General features: G+C 67.9%; 20 protein-coding genes. 16 read left to right on the forward strand and 4 right to left on the reverse strand.

All coding sequences use genetic code 11. The annotated features are described in order from the left end of the window. Position 1: 1 nt before the first annotated feature. From ACERLL_RS07880 to ACERLL_RS07890, 3 genes are all read left to right on the forward strand, one after another. Positions 2-1240, forward strand: coding sequence for a M48 family metallopeptidase (locus tag ACERLL_RS07880; protein WP_373655529.1), 1239 nt, complete (start codon positions 2-4; stop codon positions 1238-1240). 70 nt (positions 1241-1310) lie between these two features. After that, positions 1311-1634: a DMT family transporter gene (locus ACERLL_RS07885; RefSeq protein WP_373655530.1), complete on the forward strand. Its 324-nt coding sequence runs from the start codon at positions 1311-1313 to the stop codon at positions 1632-1634. 269 nt (positions 1635-1903) lie between these two features. Continuing rightward, on the forward strand, positions 1904-3673 hold the full coding sequence (locus ACERLL_RS07890; RefSeq protein ID WP_373655531.1) for a two-component system response regulator: 1770 nt from the start codon (positions 1904-1906) through the stop codon (positions 3671-3673). 10 nt (positions 3674-3683) lie between these two features. Here ACERLL_RS07890 and gloB read toward each other — a convergent pair whose 3' ends face one another. Beyond that, on the reverse strand, positions 3684-4466 hold the full coding sequence (gene gloB, locus ACERLL_RS07895) for a hydroxyacylglutathione hydrolase (RefSeq protein ID WP_373655532.1): 783 nt from the start codon (positions 4464-4466) through the stop codon (positions 3684-3686). A 363-nt stretch (positions 4467-4829) separates the two neighbouring features. Between gloB and ACERLL_RS07900 the strand changes: the two genes are divergently transcribed. From ACERLL_RS07900 to ACERLL_RS07940, 9 genes are all read left to right on the forward strand, one after another. Continuing rightward, on the forward strand, positions 4830-5570 hold the full coding sequence (locus ACERLL_RS07900) for a class I SAM-dependent methyltransferase (protein ID WP_373655533.1): 741 nt from the start codon (positions 4830-4832) through the stop codon (positions 5568-5570). Beyond that, positions 5548-6003, forward strand: coding sequence for a ribonuclease HI (gene rnhA / locus ACERLL_RS07905; protein ID WP_373655534.1), 456 nt, complete (start codon positions 5548-5550; stop codon positions 6001-6003). The genes ACERLL_RS07900 and rnhA overlap by 23 nt, the downstream gene beginning before the upstream one ends. Positions 6004-6014: 11 nt before the next feature. Beyond that, positions 6015-6740 carry a DNA polymerase III subunit epsilon gene (gene dnaQ, locus ACERLL_RS07910; RefSeq protein WP_373655535.1) on the forward strand — a complete coding sequence of 242 codons (726 nt, stop codon included), beginning with the start codon at positions 6015-6017 and terminating at the stop codon, positions 6738-6740. 121 nt (positions 6741-6861) lie between these two features. Further along, complete coding sequence (locus tag ACERLL_RS07915; RefSeq protein WP_373655536.1) at positions 6862-8085, forward strand: NnrS family protein; 1224 nt, start codon at positions 6862-6864, stop codon at positions 8083-8085. A 23-nt stretch (positions 8086-8108) separates the two neighbouring features. Then, on the forward strand, positions 8109-8663 hold the full coding sequence (hybE, locus tag ACERLL_RS07920; protein WP_373655537.1) for a [NiFe]-hydrogenase assembly chaperone HybE: 555 nt from the start codon (positions 8109-8111) through the stop codon (positions 8661-8663). 14 nt (positions 8664-8677) lie between these two features. Next, positions 8678-9376: a deoxyribonuclease V gene (gene nfi / locus ACERLL_RS07925; protein WP_373655538.1), complete on the forward strand. Its 699-nt coding sequence runs from the start codon at positions 8678-8680 to the stop codon at positions 9374-9376. A 6-nt stretch (positions 9377-9382) separates the two neighbouring features. Then, on the forward strand, positions 9383-10195 hold the full coding sequence (gene mazG / locus ACERLL_RS07930) for a nucleoside triphosphate pyrophosphohydrolase (RefSeq protein WP_373655539.1): 813 nt from the start codon (positions 9383-9385) through the stop codon (positions 10193-10195). A gap of 95 nt (positions 10196-10290) precedes the next feature. Next, positions 10291-10869 carry an HNH endonuclease gene (locus tag ACERLL_RS07935; RefSeq protein ID WP_373655540.1) on the forward strand — a complete coding sequence of 193 codons (579 nt, stop codon included), beginning with the start codon at positions 10291-10293 and terminating at the stop codon, positions 10867-10869. A 120-nt stretch (positions 10870-10989) separates the two neighbouring features. After that, the gene (locus ACERLL_RS07940; RefSeq protein WP_373655541.1) at positions 10990-11421 is read left to right on the forward strand and encodes a DUF1178 family protein; all 432 of its coding nucleotides are present in this window, start codon (positions 10990-10992) and stop codon (positions 11419-11421) included. Between the two features lie 78 nt (positions 11422-11499). Here the strand turns inward: ACERLL_RS07940 and ACERLL_RS07945 are convergent, their stop codons facing one another. From ACERLL_RS07945 to ACERLL_RS07955, 3 genes are all read right to left on the reverse strand, one after another. Continuing rightward, positions 11500-12141: a methyltransferase family protein gene (locus ACERLL_RS07945; RefSeq protein ID WP_373655542.1), complete on the reverse strand. Its 642-nt coding sequence runs from the start codon at positions 12139-12141 to the stop codon at positions 11500-11502. A gap of 308 nt (positions 12142-12449) precedes the next feature. Then, the gene (locus tag ACERLL_RS07950; protein WP_373655543.1) at positions 12450-13874 is read right to left on the reverse strand and encodes an MBL fold metallo-hydrolase; all 1425 of its coding nucleotides are present in this window, start codon (positions 13872-13874) and stop codon (positions 12450-12452) included. A gap of 462 nt (positions 13875-14336) precedes the next feature. Next, positions 14337-14606 carry a hypothetical protein gene (locus tag ACERLL_RS07955; RefSeq protein WP_373655544.1) on the reverse strand — a complete coding sequence of 90 codons (270 nt, stop codon included), beginning with the start codon at positions 14604-14606 and terminating at the stop codon, positions 14337-14339. 131 nt (positions 14607-14737) lie between these two features. Here ACERLL_RS07955 and ACERLL_RS07960 point away from each other — a divergent pair, with 131 nt between their 5' ends. From ACERLL_RS07960 to ACERLL_RS07975, 4 genes are all read left to right on the forward strand, one after another. After that, positions 14738-15139, forward strand: a complete 402-nt coding sequence (locus ACERLL_RS07960) for a hypothetical protein (protein WP_373655545.1) — start codon at positions 14738-14740, stop codon at positions 15137-15139. 34 nt (positions 15140-15173) lie between these two features. Then, entirely contained in the window at positions 15174-15683 is a 510-nt protein-coding gene (locus ACERLL_RS07965) for a cupin domain-containing protein (RefSeq protein ID WP_373655546.1), read from the forward strand. A 65-nt stretch (positions 15684-15748) separates the two neighbouring features. After that, positions 15749-16654 carry an S-methyl-5'-thioadenosine phosphorylase gene (locus ACERLL_RS07970; RefSeq protein WP_373655547.1) on the forward strand — a complete coding sequence of 302 codons (906 nt, stop codon included), beginning with the start codon at positions 15749-15751 and terminating at the stop codon, positions 16652-16654. Further along, a complete protein-coding gene (locus ACERLL_RS07975) occupies positions 16651-17190 on the forward strand; it encodes an adenine phosphoribosyltransferase (protein WP_373655548.1) in 540 nt (179 codons plus the stop codon). Before ACERLL_RS07970 ends, ACERLL_RS07975 begins: the two co-directional genes overlap by 4 nt. Positions 17191-17199: the final 9 nt, after the last annotated feature.

A 17199-nucleotide genomic window follows, 5' to 3' on the forward strand; every position in this document is an offset into this window, starting at 1 on the left:
TATGAACATCTTCAGCTGGGTCTTCCCGGCCGTGGTGGCCGTGGTGGCTGCCGTCCGGTTATGGCTACTGGACCGGCAGTGGCGCCACGTTCAGGCCCACCGCGCCCTCGTCCCTGCGGCCTTCCGGGATACGATATCCGCCGAGAGCCACGCCCGCTCGGCGGACTACGCCTGCGCACAGGCGCGCGTGAGCATGGCCGAGACCGTAGTGGAGGCGCTGCTCCTTTTGGCGCTCACGCTGGGCGGAGGACTGGCGGGTATCCTGGCTTTCTGGGCGGGAAGCGGAGCCCCCGTCGTGGTATGGGGGGTGGGCGCCGTCCTTACGGTGGGCCTGCTGGTGGCCCTGGCCGGCCTCCCCTTTCGAATCTACCGGACCTTCAGGGTGGAGGCGGAATTCGGGTTCAACCGGCGCAGTTCCGGGCTGTTCATCGGCGACTTGCTGCAGGAGGGGGTGCTGACGCTGTTGCTGGCGGGGCCGCTGGTGGCCGCTTTCCTGGTCCTAATGGACCGCGGCGGGTTGCTCTGGTGGCTGTACGCCTGGGGCCTGTGGACGGCATTTACCCTGACCCTGACCTGGCTGTATCCGAAGTGGATCGCGCCGCTATTCCACGAGTTCACCCCTCTGGAGGAGCCCCGTCTACGGCAAAGAATTCTCGGCCTCCTGCAGCGGTGCGGATTCAGCCTGAAGGGGGTGTACGTCATGGACGCCTCCCGGCGCACCACCCACGGGAACGCTTATTTCACCGGTATGGGGCGGGCCAAGCGCGTGGTGTTCTTCGACACCCTGCTGGACACGCTCGCTCCGCCGGAAGTGGAGGCGGTGCTGGCGCACGAGCTCGGCCACTACCGGCTGGCCCACATCCGCTCGGGCTTCGTGCTGAATGTCCTCGCCACCCTCGGGGTTATGGCGCTGCTGGCCTGGCTGAGGGGAGAGGGCTGGTTCTACACCGGCCTGGGGGTGGCGCGCCCCTCGGATCCTGCATTCCTGACCCTGCTCGTGCTGACGGGCCCCTGGTTCGCCTTCTTTTTGCAGCCTCTGGGGGCTTGGTGGTCCCGGCGTCGGGAGCTTGAGGCCGATGCCTTTGCCGCCCGATACAGTGATCCCGATGCGCTGGCCCAGGCCCTGGTGGCCCTGTACCGGGTGAATGCCAGCACCCTGACTCCCGACCCCCTCTACGCCCGGACCTTCCATTCCCATCCGTCACCCATTGAGCGCGTCCAGGCCCTGAAAGGGGAGTAAACCCTTCGGGGCGACCGTGCCGGCGGAGCGTGTCTCTCCCGATCCGCCGCCACTCCGGAGGAGCGTACGCATGCAGGCTTGGGGATTCCTCTTGGCGGCCATCGTTCTGGAAGTGGCGGGAACCACCTGCATGAAATTATCCGACGGGTTTTCCCGTCCGGTGCCCTCGGTGCTCATGGCCTTGCTGTACGGACTGTCCTTCGCATGCCTGACGATGGCCGTGAAGCGCATCGAGATCGGGGTGGCCTACGCGGTCTGGGCGGGAACCGGAACGGCCTTGATCGCCCTGGTGGGCATCGCCTTTTTCCAGGAAATGGTCACCTCCCTCAAGCTGGCCAGCATCGCCATGATTATCCTCGGGGTGGTGGGTCTGAACCTGGAGGCGGGCGGCTAGGCCGCGATCGGTGTCGGGGTATCCGGAACGGGCAGGGGGGACGCCGGGCTCACGCGGCGCGGGCCCGCCTTCCCGCCCATGCCTGAGCGGCTTTCTTGATCCTTATCGATAACCCTTCTTTCCCCACCGAACAATCGGATGCTACTTCTGTCTGTATCGCCCGGAGATTCGGCTCCGTCAGGAGGCGTGGCCGGACGGCTGGGCCGGTAAATGTCATGGGCGCCGGGCTCCCGTCCACAGGCGGGGCAGGGCCGTCAGGAGGGGCAGCGGTGTGGATTCCGTCCGGAAGCGATTTCGGCGGCTCAGGGCAGGTCCCCCGCCTGGGTCGGGAAGGAGGACTCCTGGCTTCGCCCGTGGGTACCCGGAAGGAGCGTGCGGCCCTGGCCCCGCCCTTGAAGCTCCTCCTGGTCTCCAACAACTCCGGGCTGATCCGTTTGATCCGGACCATGCTGCCCGCCGGCCCAAAAAGCCGGATCCAGATGCAGACCTGCGACCGCCTGGCGGGCGCCCTCGCCCGCTTGCGTTACCAGCCCTTCGACGTGGTGCTCCTCGATCTGGTGCTCCCCGATTGCCGCGGACTGCCCTCCATCCAGATCCTTACCCGCTCCTTCCCGGAAATTCCGCTGGTGGTGCTTACGGGCACCGATGAGGAAGTGCCCGGGCAGGCGGCCATGGAAGCCGGGGCCCAGGACTATCTGCACAAGGGCGGCATGGATGCCGAGCTCCTGATCCGGACCCTGCGCTTCGCCGTGCATCGGCAGAAAGCGGATTACGCCCTCAAGAAAAGCCAGGAGAGCCTGCAAACGCTCGTGGAGAACCTCCCGGACGGCGTGGTTCTGTACAACAACGAGGGCATGACCTTCGCCAATCCCGCCGCCCTGGAGCTATTCGGGGTTTCCTCGCTGGCCGAGATCCAGGGGCGCGAAGTGACCGAGTTCCTGAACTGCCCGCAGGATCCCGAGCTGGCGTGGCGGCTGGACCGGGTGATCGCCGGCCTCCAGCCGCACGACGAATTCCAGGAAGGCGAATGCCTGAAGGCCGACGGCCGGTGTCCCTCCGCCTGCAAGTTCATGGCCATTCCCCTCCAGCAAGCACGGGGCAACCAGGGCCAGCTAATCCTCCGGGACATTACCCCCCGCAAGCGAGCGGACAAATACCTCCGTCTGGCCACAGCGGTTTTCGAGGCGTCCGCCGAGGGCATGATGATCCTGGACGCGGAAGGCCGGGTGGAGATGGTGAACGAGGCGTTCACCACGATGACCGGGTATTCCGCCGAGGAGGTGGTGGGCTGGGACAGCCGTTTCCTGGGCGCCGGCGAGAACGGCACGGCGTTCTTCAGCAAGCTGGGACGTATTCTGTCGGAAAAAGGCCACTGGCGGGGCGAGCTCAGCGCCCTCGGCAAGAGCGGGGCCGTTTTCATTGCCCGGCTGACCGTTTCGGTGGTACGGAACGAGCTCGGCGAGGCCACGAACTATGTGACGGTATTCAGCGATGTCACCGAGGAAAAGGAGCGGGAGGCCGCCATCAAGCACCTGGCCAATCACGATCCCCTTACCGGCCTGCCGAACCGCCGCTTGCTCCACGACCGGCTAACCCAGGCACTCGCCGACCGTCACCGGGAGCCGCAGGGGCGGGACCGGCTGGCCCTGTTGTTCGTGGATCTGGATGCCTTCAAAGCGGTCAACGATACGTACGGCCACGAGGCGGGCGACCAAGTGCTGCGGGAAATGGCCGGGCGTATGCGGGAAGCCCTGCGCGAAGGGGATACGGTGGCCCGCTTCGGCGGCGATGAGTTCGTGGTCCTGCTCAAGCATCTGCCCGGCGAAGACATGGCGGCGGAGCTCGCGCGCAAGCTCTTCCGGTCCATGTCCCGGCCCGTCACCCTGAATGCCGACGGCGTGACGGTGGAATTGGGGGCGAGCATCGGCATCGCCATGGCCCCCAAGCACGGCGATCAAGCGGATCTGCTGCTCAACCGGGCGGATCAGGCCATGTACTGCTCCAAGGAGCGCGCGGAGCAGCCCTACTACCTGTTCTGAGCGCGGCGGGCTAGAACCGATCCTTCCAATCCCGGAGGGCGGCGAATACGGACACCGGGTCGCTGTCGGCCGCTCCGCGGCCGCCGGCGGCCTCCCGGACCGCGGGCTCGCGCACCCGCAGGAACGGATTGGTCCGCTTCTCCGCGCCGATGGTGGAGGGCAGGGTGGGCTCCTCCTTCCGGCGCTTCTCCCGCGCCCATTGCAGCTTCTCCGCAATCTCCCCGTTATCCGGCTCCACCGCCAGGGCGAACTCCAGATTCTTGACGGTATATTCATGACCGCAATATACCTGCGTGGAATCGGGAAGGCCGGCCAGGCGGGAGAGGCTGGTCTCCATCTGCTCGGCGGAACCCTCGAACAACCGGCCGCAGCCAGCGACGAACAGGGTGTCCCCGGCGAAGACCAGCTCGTCCTCGGGAAAGAGGAAGGCGGTATGGGTGCGGGTGTGGCCGGGGATATCCCAGAGGATGCCCACGCGGTCCAGACCGGGGGGCGTTACCCGGTCGCCGTCGTACATGGGATGGGTCAGCCCCGGGATGCGGTCGCGATCCTCCGCGGCGCCGTAAACCGGCAGGTCGTAGGCCTTTTGCAGCTCCCGGTTGCCGCCCACGTGATCGGGGTGGTGGTGGGTGTTGAAGATGGCCACCGGCTGCAGGTCCCGCTCCTCCAGAAAGCGCTTCACCGGATCCGCCTCCGAAGGATCGATGATGGCGACGTTGCGGCCGTTGGGAGAGTGCAGCAGCGCCACGTAGTTATCCCGTAGTGCGGGGACCAGGGCTACGGGGGTGTCCATGGATGCTCCTTTCGGGTTGGGAAACCGGGCCGAATCCTCGACAATGGATGCCGGTGGGCAGGAGGTCCGGAAATAGCCCCAAATGCTCTTGGCGATCTCGACTGTCCAGTATATCAAAGAGGTGCGCCAGGCTGGCCTATTCGGGCTTTCCCGCAGGTCCCGCCACCCGAGGCGGCGGCAGGCTCCCGGCGTTTTCCGCCGATCGGCCCGGGCGACTTAGCTCGGGCTTCGCGCTTGGCCCGAGCGACGTGCCCCGTTCACGGTGCTGCACACGGGCGGACCGCGTTTGGGCGCAATTTCCAGGCTCGTTGTTAATTGGAGGCCAGGGTGGCTTGGTATGAAGGTCCCTTCGGGCGGACCCTAATGGCGGCCGAAAACGATCTGCTCCGGCGCTTGCTGGCGGACCTGCCCCCCGTGCAGGATTCGCTGGCCATCGCGCCGCAGATCTATGCCCCCCTTTATGAGAGCCTGTGCCGCCGCAGCCGCCGTCCCAATCTCCTGGTCCCCGCCACCGGTGAGGGCCTTGGCGGGAGCCCGGGCTCCGCTCCGCGTCCCGTTAACCTGGTTTGGGGGCTGCCGGAGACCTTGCCGTTCCCCAGCGGCTGGATGGACCTGATGGCCCTGGTGCACCCCCTGGAATATTCCCGCTCGCCCTATCAGATCCTGGCCGAGGCCGAGCGGGTGCTCGCTTCCAATGGCCGGCTTCTGGTGCTGGTATTCAACCCCTTTTCCCTATTCGGAGTGGCTCGCTCCTTCCACCGCTGGCCCACCCCCTATTCCCCCTGGAGCGGGCGTTTCTATCCCGGGTTCATGGTGCGACGCATGCTAGAATCCACGGGCTTGGCCCACGAGCGGAGCCGGTATTTGTTCTATCGGCCGCCCATAGACCGAGAAGGGCCGCTCAGCGCCCTGCGCTTCCTGGAACGGCTGCCCAAGCGCCAGCAGCTCCCTCTGGGCGGGGTAGCCTGCATCCAGGCGCGCAAGGAGGAGCCGGGACTTACGCTGCTCGGCCCCGCCTTCCGGGCGGAGCTGGGGCGGGGTCGCGAAAAATGCCTGCCTGCCTACTCCATGGATAGAGAATATGGCTGGACCCGAGACCGTTGAGCTGTTCACCGACGGCGCCTGCCGCGGCAACCCCGGACCGGGGGGATGGGGCGCCCTGCTTCGCTTCAAGGGCCAAGAGCGGGAGCTCTATGGCTTCGAGCCGGACACCACCAACAACCGGATGGAGCTCACTGCGGCCATCCGGGGGCTGGAGGCCCTGAAGCGCCCCTGCCGGGTGGATCTGACCACCGATTCCCAGTATCTGCGCAAGGGCGTCACCGAGTGGATGGAGAACTGGAAGCGGCGGGGCTGGAAGACCGCCGACAAGAAGCCGGTGCAGAACCGCGACCTGTGGGAGGAGCTGGATGCCCTCCTTCAAAAGCATGAGGTGGCCTTTCACTGGATCCGGGGCCATAGCGGCCATGCAGAGAACGAGCGCGCCGATGCCCTGGCCAACCGCGCGCTGGACGAAGCACAGAACAGGGTAGACTGAGGGTCCCGCCCATGATGCGTCAGATCATCCTCGATACCGAAACCACCGGCCTCGACCCGCAGGGAGGCGATCGGATCATCGAGATCGGCTGCGTGGAGGTGGCCGGGCGCCGCCGCACGGGCCGGGTCTTCCACCGCTACGTCAACCCCGAGCGCGCCATCCCCGAGGAGTCCACGGCGATCCATGGCATCACCGACGCGGACGTGACGGAGTGTCCGGTGTTCGCCGATCTGGCGGAGGAGCTCTTCGGCTTCGTGGATGGTGCGGAGCTGGTAATCCACAATGCCCCGTTCGACGTGGGCTTCTTGAACATGGAGCTGCAGAAGGCGGGCTGGCCCCGCCTGGAGGACCACTGCCAGATTTTGGATACCCTCCAGGAGGCGCGGCACAGGCATCCCGGACAGAAGAACGACCTGGATTCCCTGTGCGGCCGCTACGAGGTGGACAACAGCCGCCGGGACAAGCACGGTGCCCTGCTGGACTCCGAAATCCTGGCCGACGTCTTCCTGGCCATGACCGGTGGTCAGGAGGATCTGGCCCTGGCGGCGGAGGAGACCTCCCCGGCTAGTGCCGCCGAACGGCTCCTCGCCCCCGAGGATACCAGCCACCGCCCACCGCTCGCCGTGGTCGAGCCCACAAGCGCGGAATGGTCCGCCCACCGCCACTTCCTGGAGCGTATACAGGAGGAGTCGGGGGACTGTCTCTGGCTGGACCGCGAGGAGTCCGCCGGCCGCTGAGCCCGGTGGTCCCGGGCTCCGGGGTGGCGCCGTTTGACGGGCATCAAGGCGGTTCCCGGGCCGGCCGAGCATCCTGATCCGACTTCCCGCTTTCGTCCCTACCACCCGGAGCCGGATCACCATGGCTGTTTCCGCAGATGCCCGCGGCAACCGCGCCGTCCTCCTCCGCGAGCCCTACCGTCTATTCTTTCCCGGCGCCGCCCTCTATGCCCTCGCCGTCATGGCGGGCTGGGCGCTTTGGCTGCTGTATCTGGGCGGCTTGGGTCCGGGCGTTCCCATCCCGGCGATCCCCCCCGGCTGGCTTCACGGCCATACCCAGGTCTGGGGGGTGCTGCAGCTCTTCATTTTTGGCTTCATCCTCACTGCCCTGCCGCGCCAGTGCCGCCATCCGAACGAGGTGCCGCCCCGGCGCTGGGTCGGTCTCATTGCGCTGTTCCTGCTGGCACAGGCGGGGATCTGGATAGGCGGACTCGGTGGCTGGGTGGCCCTGGCTATCGGGGCGGGATGTCTGGGTGCCCTCCTGATGCTGGGGACCGCGGCGGGCCTGGCGCGCTGGCTGCCGGACGCCGGCAATCCGCACCAGCCCCGCTACGCCTTGGCCGCTCTGGCGATATCGGGCGGTGCCGCCCTGCTGGACGCTTTGGCCTGGGGCCTCAGCGCACCGGGCCTGCACGACTGGGCGATCCGGGCGGGGCTGTACGCGGAGATGGGGCTGGCCCTGGCCCTCTCCCATCGCCTAGTGCCCATGTTCGCCCGCAACGCGATCCCCGGATATCAGGGCTCTCAGGGGCCCCGCTTCCTGCCCGTGCTGGCTGCCGGGATCGGGGTGCGGCTGGTGCTGGCGGCGTCTCCCGGGTCGGGTGCGGCACTGGCGGGCGGCGCGGTGGACGTGCTTCTGGCCGGCTGGGTGCTCCGCGAGCTCCTGCGCTGGTCCCCGGCCACGGCGGTGCACCGGTGGCTGGTAGGCGCCAAGCTGGTCCCGATGGCCTGGTTCGTGGTCGGCCTGGCGCTGAGCGGGGCCGTTGCCCTGGGAGCAAGCTGGCCCGACGCGGGCCGCGCCTGGGTCCACGCCGTGGGCCTGGGCGGTATGGCCTCGCTCGCCCTGGTGTTCAGCATGCGGGTAAGCCTCGGTCACGCCGGTCGCGCCCTGGACCCGGACCGAGCCCTGCGCGTGGCCTTCTGGCTGCTTCAGGGGAGCGTGCTCCTGCGCTTGCTCCTGCCCCTCTGGACGCCGGAGGGGCAGGGCGGCATGATGACAGCAACCCATTGGGCCGCCTGGCTGTGGCTGGCGGCCTTCGCCATCTGGCTGGTGCGGCTGCTGCCGCGCATGGCCGAGCACTCGTGAACAGGCACATCCTGGGAGCCGCCATGAGCCAGGACGAGCCCCGTTGGGAATTCCATGCCGTTCCGGATCCGGTTGCCGGCCTCGAGGCCGCCTATCAGGGGATCCAGTTCGAGATGCTGGGCTATGGCAGCCCCCGTCTGAACGAATGCCTGGAAGTGCGGGCGGAAGGGCCTGAAACCCGCGACGGCTGGCATCAGGTGCTGCTGGTTACCCCCTGGGCCGCCATGCAGGTCTACCTTCCCCGGGAACCGCACGACCTGTCGGCCCTTCCGGAGCCGGCCGAGCTGGAGTGCGAGGAGGATGGCCGCGTGGTGGTCGGCGCCGAGCTGCGCTTCCCCTTCGACGGGGTGATCCACGACCTGGAGGTGGCCTACGACACGCGCCTGGGCCACCACCTGGTGGAAATGCTCCTGACCAGCATGGGCGCCTTCCAGGATACCGAGGAGGCCCTGGTCTGGGCCCGGGAGCGGGCGGCCCGACGCAACGGGCGGCAGACCCCGTCCGACGCGGAATCCTCCCCGGGGCCCCGCCGAGTGAGCCGGCGAGACCTTTTCCGGGGCCTGTTGGGTCGCAGGTAGCTGCTGTGGATCCCATGGACGGAGCGCTGCCGGACGATCCGGAGACCGCTCGCGCGGTACAGGGGCGGCTCCGCGGACAGGTGCGGCTGGAGCCCTTGGACCGTCCCGTTAGTCGGGTAGGCGGGGTGGATTCCGCCTTCCTGACCGACAGGGTGGTGGCCGTGGTGGTGGTGCTTCGCTATCCGGAGCTGGAGGTGGTGGAAGAGGCAATCGCCGCCCTCCCGATCCCCTTCCCCTATGTCCCCGGTCTGCTTTCCTTCCGCGAGGGTCCGGCCATCCTGGAGGCCTTTCAGCGCCTCCACACGCTCCCCGATCTGCTCCTCTTCGATGGTCAGGGGATTGCCCACCCGCGCCGGCTCGGCATCGCCTCCCACATGGGTCTGCTGCTGGATCGGCCGGCTGTGGGTGTGGCCAAATCGCGCCTGGTGGGAACCTACGATGCGGTCGGACTGGGTGTGGAGAAGGGGGACCGGGTGCCGCTCATGGACGGCGGCGAGACGCTCGGGACCGTGCTCCGCAGCCGGCGCAACGTGCGGCCGCTCTTCGTCAGCCCGGGCCACCGCTGCAACGTGACCGATGCGGTATCCTGGACGCTGGCCTGCTGCACCCGCTACCGGCTGCCGGAGCCCACACGCATCGCCGACAAGCGGGCCGATGTGCACAAGCGGCAACTGCGGGAGCGCACCGATTCGGCGCCGGAGCAGGAAGGATGAGCGCGCATGACCGAGATGAGCCGTTTGCTGGAGATCATGGCCCGGCTGCGGGATCCGGAGGGCGGCTGTCCCTGGGACCGGCAGCAGACCTATGCCTCCATCGTCCCGCATACGCTGGAGGAGGCGTACGAGGTGGCGGACGCCATCGAGCGGGAGGACTGGGCCCACCTTCCGGACGAGCTTGGGGACCTGCTTTTCCAGGTGGTCTTCTATGCCCAGATCGCCCGCGAAGAGGGGCGCTTCGACTTCGGTGACGTGGCCGCCGCGGTCAGCGACAAACTGGTGCGACGCCATCCCCATGTTTTCGGCGGGCAGGATTTCCAGTCGGCCGAGGAGCAGTCCCGGGCGTGGGAAGCGCAAAAGGCGGAGGAGCGCGCCGCGCGCCAGGCGGGCGAGGGGTCCGGAAGCGCCCTGGACGACGTCGCGCGGACCCTGCCCGCCGTGCAGCGCGCGGGGAAGCTTCAGGAGCGGGCGGAGCGGACCGGATTCGAATGGCCCCGGGATGAGGACCTGTTCGCCAAGGTGGATGAAGAGCTCGGTGAGCTGCGGCACGAGGTGGAAGAGGAGGGTCCGGCCGAGCGCGTCGAGCATGAGGTGGGGGACCTCCTGTTCGCCGCCGTGGGGCTCGCAAGGCGTCTGGGGGTAGACCCGGAGACCGCCCTGCGCCGCTCCAACGACCGCTTCGAGGAGCGGTTCCGGCATATGGAGGGGGCCCTGCGTACCGAGGGGCGGGCCATGGAAACGCAGTCCCTGGGGGAGCTGAAGCGGCTCTGGCGGGCGGCCAAGGCGGCGACGGGCGGTGGCGGCGCCGGGGAATGACCGGCCGTGGGAAGCCGGCGTCGTGTCACCTTTCTGAAAAGTGTTGGCTTTAGAAACCGGAGGGAGTAAGGTAGCAACCAGGATGGAATGACCCTATGGTGCACACTCTGCTCTTAAACCGTGGAACGCGACCTATTGCCTGGGCTACCTGGCAAGAGCTGGTAATTCTCCAGTGCCGGGGACTGATTCAGCAGCCCATGGGCGACATCGTCTACCGGGTGCGGGGCGGGGTCTCCCGGGAGACCGGGGAGCGCAGCATGGTGGAGGTTCCGTCCATCGCGGTGGTGGCCGAGGCGCGCCATCCCGGTGACCGGGTGCCCCTGCCGAGGCGGGAGAACCGGGAGCTCTACCAGCGCGACGAGTGGACCTGCCTCTATTGCGGCGGTCGCTTCGACCGGCGCGAGCTTTCCCGCGACCATATTCATCCCCTTTCCCTGGGCGGTCTCGACCGGTGGGAGAACGTTGCCACCGCCTGTCGGCGCTGTAATCGGCTAAAGGGTGGGCGCACCCCCGAAGAGGCCCGGATGCCCCTGCTTGCTGTACCGTACGCACCGGTCCACGCTGAGTGGATGGTGCTGACGGGGCGCAATATCCGGGGCGACCAGATGGAGATCCTGCGCGCGCATCTGCCGCGCACCAGCCCCCTCCGCTTCGATATCCCCCGGATCGCCTGAGGCGACCGCTTTCCTCCCCCGGTCCACGAGCGTATTCTTAAGGGCGTTTTGTACCGTGCGCGCATCATCTTGCTGTCCCCTTGCTCGCGCAGTTTGCCCGCTCGCTGTTCGAGGAACGACATGATCGTTTTCGACATACTTTGCAGCAATCAGCACCGTTTCGAAGGCTGGTTCGCCAACGGCGCCGATTTCGAGGCCCAGCTCGACAATGGACAGCTGACCTGTCCGGTCTGTGGCTCCGATCGGCTCAAGCGGGCGGTCAGCGGCTCCCGGGTGGCCACGGGGGCCGGCAAGCCGACGGCGGCGCCCGGGCCCGCCAGGGGGGAAGCCGCCGCGCGCGAGCTCATGCGCCGGGTCTGGGAGCATATCGGCGGCCATTCCGAATACGTGGGCCAAGATTTCGCCAAGGAGGCGCGCCGGATGCAGAAAGGGGAGACGGAAGACCGGAGCATTCACGGCGAGGCGACCCGCGAGGAGGCCGAAGCCCTGCTGGAGGAAGGCCTGGCGGTCCTGCCCCTGGGTCCCGCCGAGGACCCCGAGTCGACCCATTAAGAGGCTACCGGGGGATAAATCCCTGCTGACGTGGCGAGAGCGGCCCCGCAAGCGCGGGGCCTTTGCCGTTCCGGCGGTCTAGAAGGGCAGGGTGTAAGCCGGCAGCACGCCGCGGGCGTGGGCCTCGGCAATGGCGCGCAGGGCGATATAGGCGATGATGAACCAGCCCGCGTCCGCAAGGGCCATGCGGAATTGCCGCGGTGAGGCGGTTACCCAGTCTGGCTCCCGCCAATCCGCGCCGGGGCGGGGCCAGAATCGGGGAACCGCCCGCCGGTAGTCCTGATAGGCGGCGCCGTGCCGACGGGCCAGCTTCTCCTCCTCGCGGGTCAGCACGCCCGGATAATAGAGCAGGAAAGCCAGGAGGAGCAGAAGCAGCAGGAGGGGATTGGCGCTCGCCAGCCCCAGACCGATGGTGGCCAGCAGACTGGAAAGGTAGAGGGGGTTGCGGGTCACCCCGTACGGTCCCGCGCGCACCAGCTCCGCCCCTTTGTGTCCGCCGATGAACAACGTGGCGAGCAACCGGCCGAAGATGCCGGCCATTACCAGCATCAAACCGGCCCATGCCGTGGCAAGCGCCCACCAGGAACCGCCGAGCAGCGCACTCTCCGTGGACAGCGCGAGGAATACCACCAGTACCGCCACGGCACCGCTCAGACGCCGGCGGGTCCGGGTGTGGTGAAGGGGGCGGTGCTGGCTGAGGAGGCCCTGTCCGAAAGCCATTTTCCCGAGACCGACCGTGGTTGCCGAATTTGTGGAAGCCTCTATTCCACCTATCCCGGTTCGTCGGGTGTGGCGCAACCCAGGGCATCCCGGGAGATCAAATTTCAGCGGGGAAGGTAGCGGCAGGCGCGCGCGGATCTGTAGCCGCCCGTTGGCATGGTCCTGGAAGGCGCGGAGTGGAGTGCCCGTCGGGTATCCCGGAAATCCGCCCCGGAAGGAGGGGTGTGGCGCGGTCCCAACCAGGCGCCGCGGCGGTCCGTCTGCCGGCCCCGTCCGGGCGGAGTAGGGGTGCGAAGTGGCGCAGCCGTCTAGCCGGTGCCGGCCCGTTCAGGAAGCTCGGCGAGGTCGATCCGCTCGCCGTTACCGGGCCGGAAGATCCCCTGCCGGCCCCGGAGCTCGGCGATCCGGTCGCCCAGAACCTCCATGGGCGTCTCCTCGCCGTGGACCAGGGCGAGCGCGGGCCCCCGGGTGAATCCCGCGTACCAGCGCCGCAGGCCCTCGCTGTCTGCATGGGCGGAAAGGCCTCCCACGGTGTGGATGCGGGCGCCGACCTTTACCGGCTCTCCCCACAGCTCCACCTCCCGGGCGCCGTCCACCAGCCGCCGGCCCAGGGTTCCGTGCGCCTGGTAACCGACGAACACCAGATGGGTCTCGTCGCGCCACAGGTTGTGCTTCAGGTGGTGCTTGATGCGGCCGCCCGTGCACATGCCGCTGCCGGCGAGGATGATGGCCCCGCTACGGACCCGGTTGATGCCCATGGATTGCCTCGGGGTGCGGGTCATCTGCAGGTTGGGGAGCGCGAAGGGGTTGCCGCCGTTCTCCTGGCTGCGCTTGACGGCCTCCGGGTCGTACACCTCCTTGTGGCGGGCATATACCTGCGTGGTCTCGATGGCCATGGGACTGTCCAGGAAGATGGACCAGTCATCCAGGCCCCAGTCCCGGTGGTGCTTGGCGAAGGTGTACAGGAGCTCCTGGCTCCGGCCCACGGCGAAGGCGGGGATGAGGATGTTGCCGGCCTCCGAGCGCGCTTCCCGGAAGATTTCGGCCATTTCTCCCCAGGTGGCCTCCCAGGAACGGTGGAGCCGGTCCCCGTAGGTGGATTCCAGGATTACCAGATCCGCCTCTTCCACCGGGCTCGGGTCGCGCAGTATGGGAGAGCCGTGGTGCCCCAGGTCGCCGCTGAAAACCAGCTTGCGCGCCAGGCCGTCCTCCTCCAGCCACAGCTCCACGATGGCCGATCCCAGGATGTGGCCGGCATCGCGAAGTCGCACATGCACCCCGGGCATTATCCGGCGGATCTCGTCGTAGTCCAGGCCCCGGAAGCGGCGCATGGCGCGCTGCGCTTCCTTGACCGTGTACAGGGGCTCCACGGGATCCAGTCGGCGCCGGCGGCGCTTGCGATTCACCGCCTCGGCCTCCCGCTCATTGAGGTTACCCGCGTCCTTGAGCATGATCCGGCACAGGTCGCGGCTGGCCCGGTGGGTGTAAATGGGGCCCCGGAAGCCCGCCTGCACCAGCAGCGGCAGGCGGCCAGAGTGGTCGAGGTGGGCATGAGTCAGGACCACCGCGTCGATGCGGTCCGCGGCGAATGGGAAGGAGTCCCGGTTGCGCTCCTCGTCTTCGGGGCTCCCCTGGATAAGGCCGCAGTCCACCAGAATGCGCTTGCGGCCCACCCGGATGAGGAAGCAGGATCCCGTAACCTCCCGTGCCGCTCCCAGGAACTGGATATCCATGGCTCAGGCCCGCCCCGGCCGGGTATGGGGGGGCCGGGAGCGCACTCCGGCGGGTATCGGATGGCGGGTGGCGATGCGGCCCACGGGGAGCCGATGGACGGCGGTTTTCTCGCTGGACATGCGGAACCCTCTGGTTTCCCGGTACTATCCGGACGCGGTCGGTCCGGCTCCAGGGTATCAGAGGGCTCGGGGTGGGGAACGGATCAGCGCCGGTTACGGCTCGGGTGGGGGCTGCGCTGCCGGCGGGGACGTCTGCGCAGCGGCTCCTGGCGGGTACGGCGGCGGCGGTTGATGGTCCGGGAGGCGGGACGTTTGCGCTTCATGAAAACTCTCCTCCTGCGGGCCGGGCCCGCTTTGGAATCCGCAGGGTCCATTGCAGCGAGGCCGGGTTGCAGTTTGTTGACAGGCCGAAAAAAGCCCCGGCGGAGGCCGGGGCGGGATTCATGCGAAAGCCGGCCCCGGTCAGGTCGGCGTGGTCTCCTTGCGCTGCCGATCGGGCTCCACCGTCGGCCCCGGTTCACGCGGAGCGCCTTCGGGCAGGCCGAGGAAGACGGCGGCCGCCAGGTCCGCCTGCTGCTCGCCGTCGAGGTCGCGGATCTCCCGCTCGAAACGGATCCCCAGATTCTTGGCGATCCGCCCCAGGGCTTCCTCGTTGTATCGGATCCCCGGGTAATGGCGCCGGGTGATCAGGTGCAGCTTCATCTTGACGAGATCGCTTTCGCAGACGCACATACGGCACCTCCTGTGAGGTGGTCAAAAATCCACCTTGCGCCTGTGCTCCAGGTCGGATCAAGGCGAACGCCGCACTTCGTCACGGCTCTCTGGGGCGTTACAATAAGGCGTTTTTTTGAGTGGGGGCTCTCATGGCAACGGCGCACCTGGACGCCCAGGAACTGGCCATTACCGCCTGGTTCGTGGAAAGCGCGGTGGTCTCTCTGAAGGAGTACCTGGAGGAGGATGCGGAGGAGGGCGTGGAGGATGCCCTCCGCGTGCGCGACCTCTATCTCCTAGAGGGCATACGGAGCCTCCTCCAGGGCCATCTGGGGAGCGCGGAATCCGTCTCCCTGGAATTGAGCGCCGAGCAGCTGGAACGGCTGAGCCGTCTGGCGGATGATGCCGCCGCCCTGTGCCGGGGACAGCGCCCCGGCACGGAGGAAATGCAGGCGCTTTCCACGCCGCCCGACGCTTCGGCCCTGGCCCACATACTGGAGGGGCTGCGCGACAAGCTCCGCGCCCATCCCGAGCACCCGGAATTGGACGGCTGAGCCCCAGGCTCCAGCGAGCAGCGAGGCACGACGCATGAGCCGCAATGCGGACTACTGGATCGACAAGCTCGGCCTCACCGAGCACCCCGAAGGCGGTTTCTTTCGCGAGACCTTCCGGGCCCCGGAGGGAATGGACGCGGTCCATCTACCGGACCGGTACGAGGGGAGCCGCTCCTATCAGACCGCCATCTACTTCCTCCTGAAGAGCGGTCGGATGTCCGCCTTCCATCGCATGGAATCCGACGAGCTCTGGTTCTTCCACGCGGGGAGCGCCGCGAACATTTATTGCCTCCATGAAAACGGAGAGCGGGCGGACATCCGGCTGGGGCCCGATCCGGAGGCGGGGGAGGCTCTGCAGGCGGTGGTGCCGCGCGGTACCTGGTTCGGGGCCGAGGTTACCGAGCCCGACAGCTTCGTGCTGGTGAGCTGTACGGTGGCCCCCGGATTCGAGTTCGACGACTTCCGCCTGGGGAGCCGCGCCGCCCTGAAGGCGCAGTTCCCACAGCATGCCGAGCTGATCGAGCGGTTAACCATCGAGCCGTGAATCCGTTTATCTGACTCCGGTCCGGGTCGGGCCGGAGCGCACGGAGTCGAACCGGAGGAGCATGCATGCCCGAGGATGCGCCAAGCCCGCCCATGCTGGGAGTGATCGGCGGCAGCGGGATCTATGACATCGAGGAAATCGAGAACGCCCGCTGGGAATGGGTGGAAACGCCCTTCGGCGCCCCGTCCGACCGGATCCTGGTGGGCGACCTGGCCGGTTTGCCGGTGGCCTTCCTGCCCCGCCATGGACGGGGGCATCCCCTGCCGCCCAACGGGGTCAATTATAGGGCCAACATCGATGCCCTGAAGCGGCTGGGGGTCACCGACATCCTCTCCCTGAGCGCCGTGGGCTCCCTGCGCGAGGATCTGCCCCCCGGAGCCTTCGTGGTTACGGACCAGTTCATCGACCGTACCATCCAGCGGGAGAAGAGCTTCTTCGGCGCGGGGCTGGTGGCGCACGTCTCCATGGCCGAGCCGGTATGCAACCGGCTCGGCGATCTGGTGGAGCGGGTGGCCCGGGAGGAGGGGCTGCGGGTGCATCGCGGCGGCACGTACCTGGCCATGGAGGGCCCGCAGTTCTCCAGTCGCGCCGAATCGGAGCTGTATCGCTCCTGGGGCTGCGACGTGGTGGGCATGACCAACATGCCCGAGGCCAAGCTGGCCCGCGAGGCGGAGCTGTGCTACGCCACCGTGGCCATGGTCACCGATTTCGACTGCTGGCACCCGGACCACGGTAACGTGGAAGTGGAGGACGTTATCCGGGTGCTGCAGGCCAATGCCAGCAAGGCCCGGACCCTGGTGACGGCACTGGCGGAGAGCTTCGACCACCGCCCCGTACCCTGCGGCCAGGGATGCGACCGGGTCCTGGATACCGCCCTGATCACCATGCCCGAGGCGCGTGACGCCGAAACCGTCCGGCGCCTGGACGCCGTGGCCGGACGGGTGCTGACCACCGACACGGAGGAAACATGAGCCAGAATCCGTCCCTGCGGGAACGGGTCCGTTCCATCCCCGACTATCCCAAGCCCGGCATCATCTTCCGGGACATCACCACCCTGCTGCAGGATCCGGCGGGCTTCCGGGAGACCGTGGACCTGCTGGTGGCGCCCTTCGAGGCCAGCGCCGTGGACAAGGTGGTGGGCGTGGAGGCCCGGGGCTTCATTATCGGCGGGGCGGTCGCCCACCAGCTGCATGCCGGCTTCGTCCCGGCCCGCAAGATGGGCAAGCTGCCGTGGGAGACGGTGAGCGCGGAGTACGACCTGGAATACGGCACCGACGCGATCCAGATCCATACCGACTGCATCGCCAGGGGCGAGCGGGTCCTGCTGGTGGACGACCTGATCGCTACGGGTGGCTCCGCGGGGGCTGCGCTGGACCTCATAGAGCAGGTGGGCGGCAGCGTCGTCGGCTGCTCCTTTGTTATCGACCTCCCGGATCTCGGCGGTAGCGCTCAGCTACGCGAGCGCGGCTACGCGGTCTCCTCCCTCATCGAGTTCGAGGGGGACTGAGCGCCGGAG

It is taken from the genome of Thiohalorhabdus sp. Cl-TMA (genome assembly GCF_041821045.1).
In the GTDB taxonomy this organism is placed as follows: Bacteria; Pseudomonadota; Gammaproteobacteria; order Thiohalorhabdales; family Thiohalorhabdaceae; genus Thiohalorhabdus; species Thiohalorhabdus methylotropha.

Coding starts and splice junctions, on each gene's coding strand:
- ACERLL_RS07960 (WP_373655545.1), top strand. CDS start 14,738: ATGGCAACGGCGCACCTGGACGCCCAGGAACTGGCCATTACCGCCTGG.
- ACERLL_RS07880 (WP_373655529.1), top strand. CDS start 2: ATGAACATCTTCAGCTGGGTCTTCCCGGCCGTGGTGGCCGTGGTGGCT.
- ACERLL_RS07885 (WP_373655530.1), top strand. CDS start 1,311: ATGCAGGCTTGGGGATTCCTCTTGGCGGCCATCGTTCTGGAAGTGGCG.
- dnaQ (WP_373655535.1), top strand. CDS start 6,015: ATGATGCGTCAGATCATCCTCGATACCGAAACCACCGGCCTCGACCCG.
- ACERLL_RS07945 (WP_373655542.1), bottom strand. CDS start 12,141: ATGGCTTTCGGACAGGGCCTCCTCAGCCAGCACCGCCCCCTTCACCAC.
- ACERLL_RS07965 (WP_373655546.1), top strand. CDS start 15,174: ATGAGCCGCAATGCGGACTACTGGATCGACAAGCTCGGCCTCACCGAG.
- rnhA (WP_373655534.1), top strand. CDS start 5,548: ATGGCTGGACCCGAGACCGTTGAGCTGTTCACCGACGGCGCCTGCCGC.
- ACERLL_RS07915 (WP_373655536.1), top strand. CDS start 6,862: ATGGCTGTTTCCGCAGATGCCCGCGGCAACCGCGCCGTCCTCCTCCGC.
- ACERLL_RS07950 (WP_373655543.1), bottom strand. CDS start 13,874: ATGGATATCCAGTTCCTGGGAGCGGCACGGGAGGTTACGGGATCCTGC.
- ACERLL_RS07940 (WP_373655541.1), top strand. CDS start 10,990: ATGATCGTTTTCGACATACTTTGCAGCAATCAGCACCGTTTCGAAGGC.
- ACERLL_RS07935 (WP_373655540.1), top strand. CDS start 10,291: ATGGTGCACACTCTGCTCTTAAACCGTGGAACGCGACCTATTGCCTGG.
- gloB (WP_373655532.1), bottom strand. CDS start 4,466: ATGGACACCCCCGTAGCCCTGGTCCCCGCACTACGGGATAACTACGTG.
- ACERLL_RS07975 (WP_373655548.1), top strand. CDS start 16,651: ATGAGCCAGAATCCGTCCCTGCGGGAACGGGTCCGTTCCATCCCCGAC.
- ACERLL_RS07970 (WP_373655547.1), top strand. CDS start 15,749: ATGCCCGAGGATGCGCCAAGCCCGCCCATGCTGGGAGTGATCGGCGGC.
- mazG (WP_373655539.1), top strand. CDS start 9,383: ATGACCGAGATGAGCCGTTTGCTGGAGATCATGGCCCGGCTGCGGGAT.
- nfi (WP_373655538.1), top strand. CDS start 8,678: ATGGACGGAGCGCTGCCGGACGATCCGGAGACCGCTCGCGCGGTACAG.
- ACERLL_RS07900 (WP_373655533.1), top strand. CDS start 4,830: ATGGCGGCCGAAAACGATCTGCTCCGGCGCTTGCTGGCGGACCTGCCC.
- ACERLL_RS07955 (WP_373655544.1), bottom strand. CDS start 14,606: ATGTGCGTCTGCGAAAGCGATCTCGTCAAGATGAAGCTGCACCTGATC.
- hybE (WP_373655537.1), top strand. CDS start 8,109: ATGAGCCAGGACGAGCCCCGTTGGGAATTCCATGCCGTTCCGGATCCG.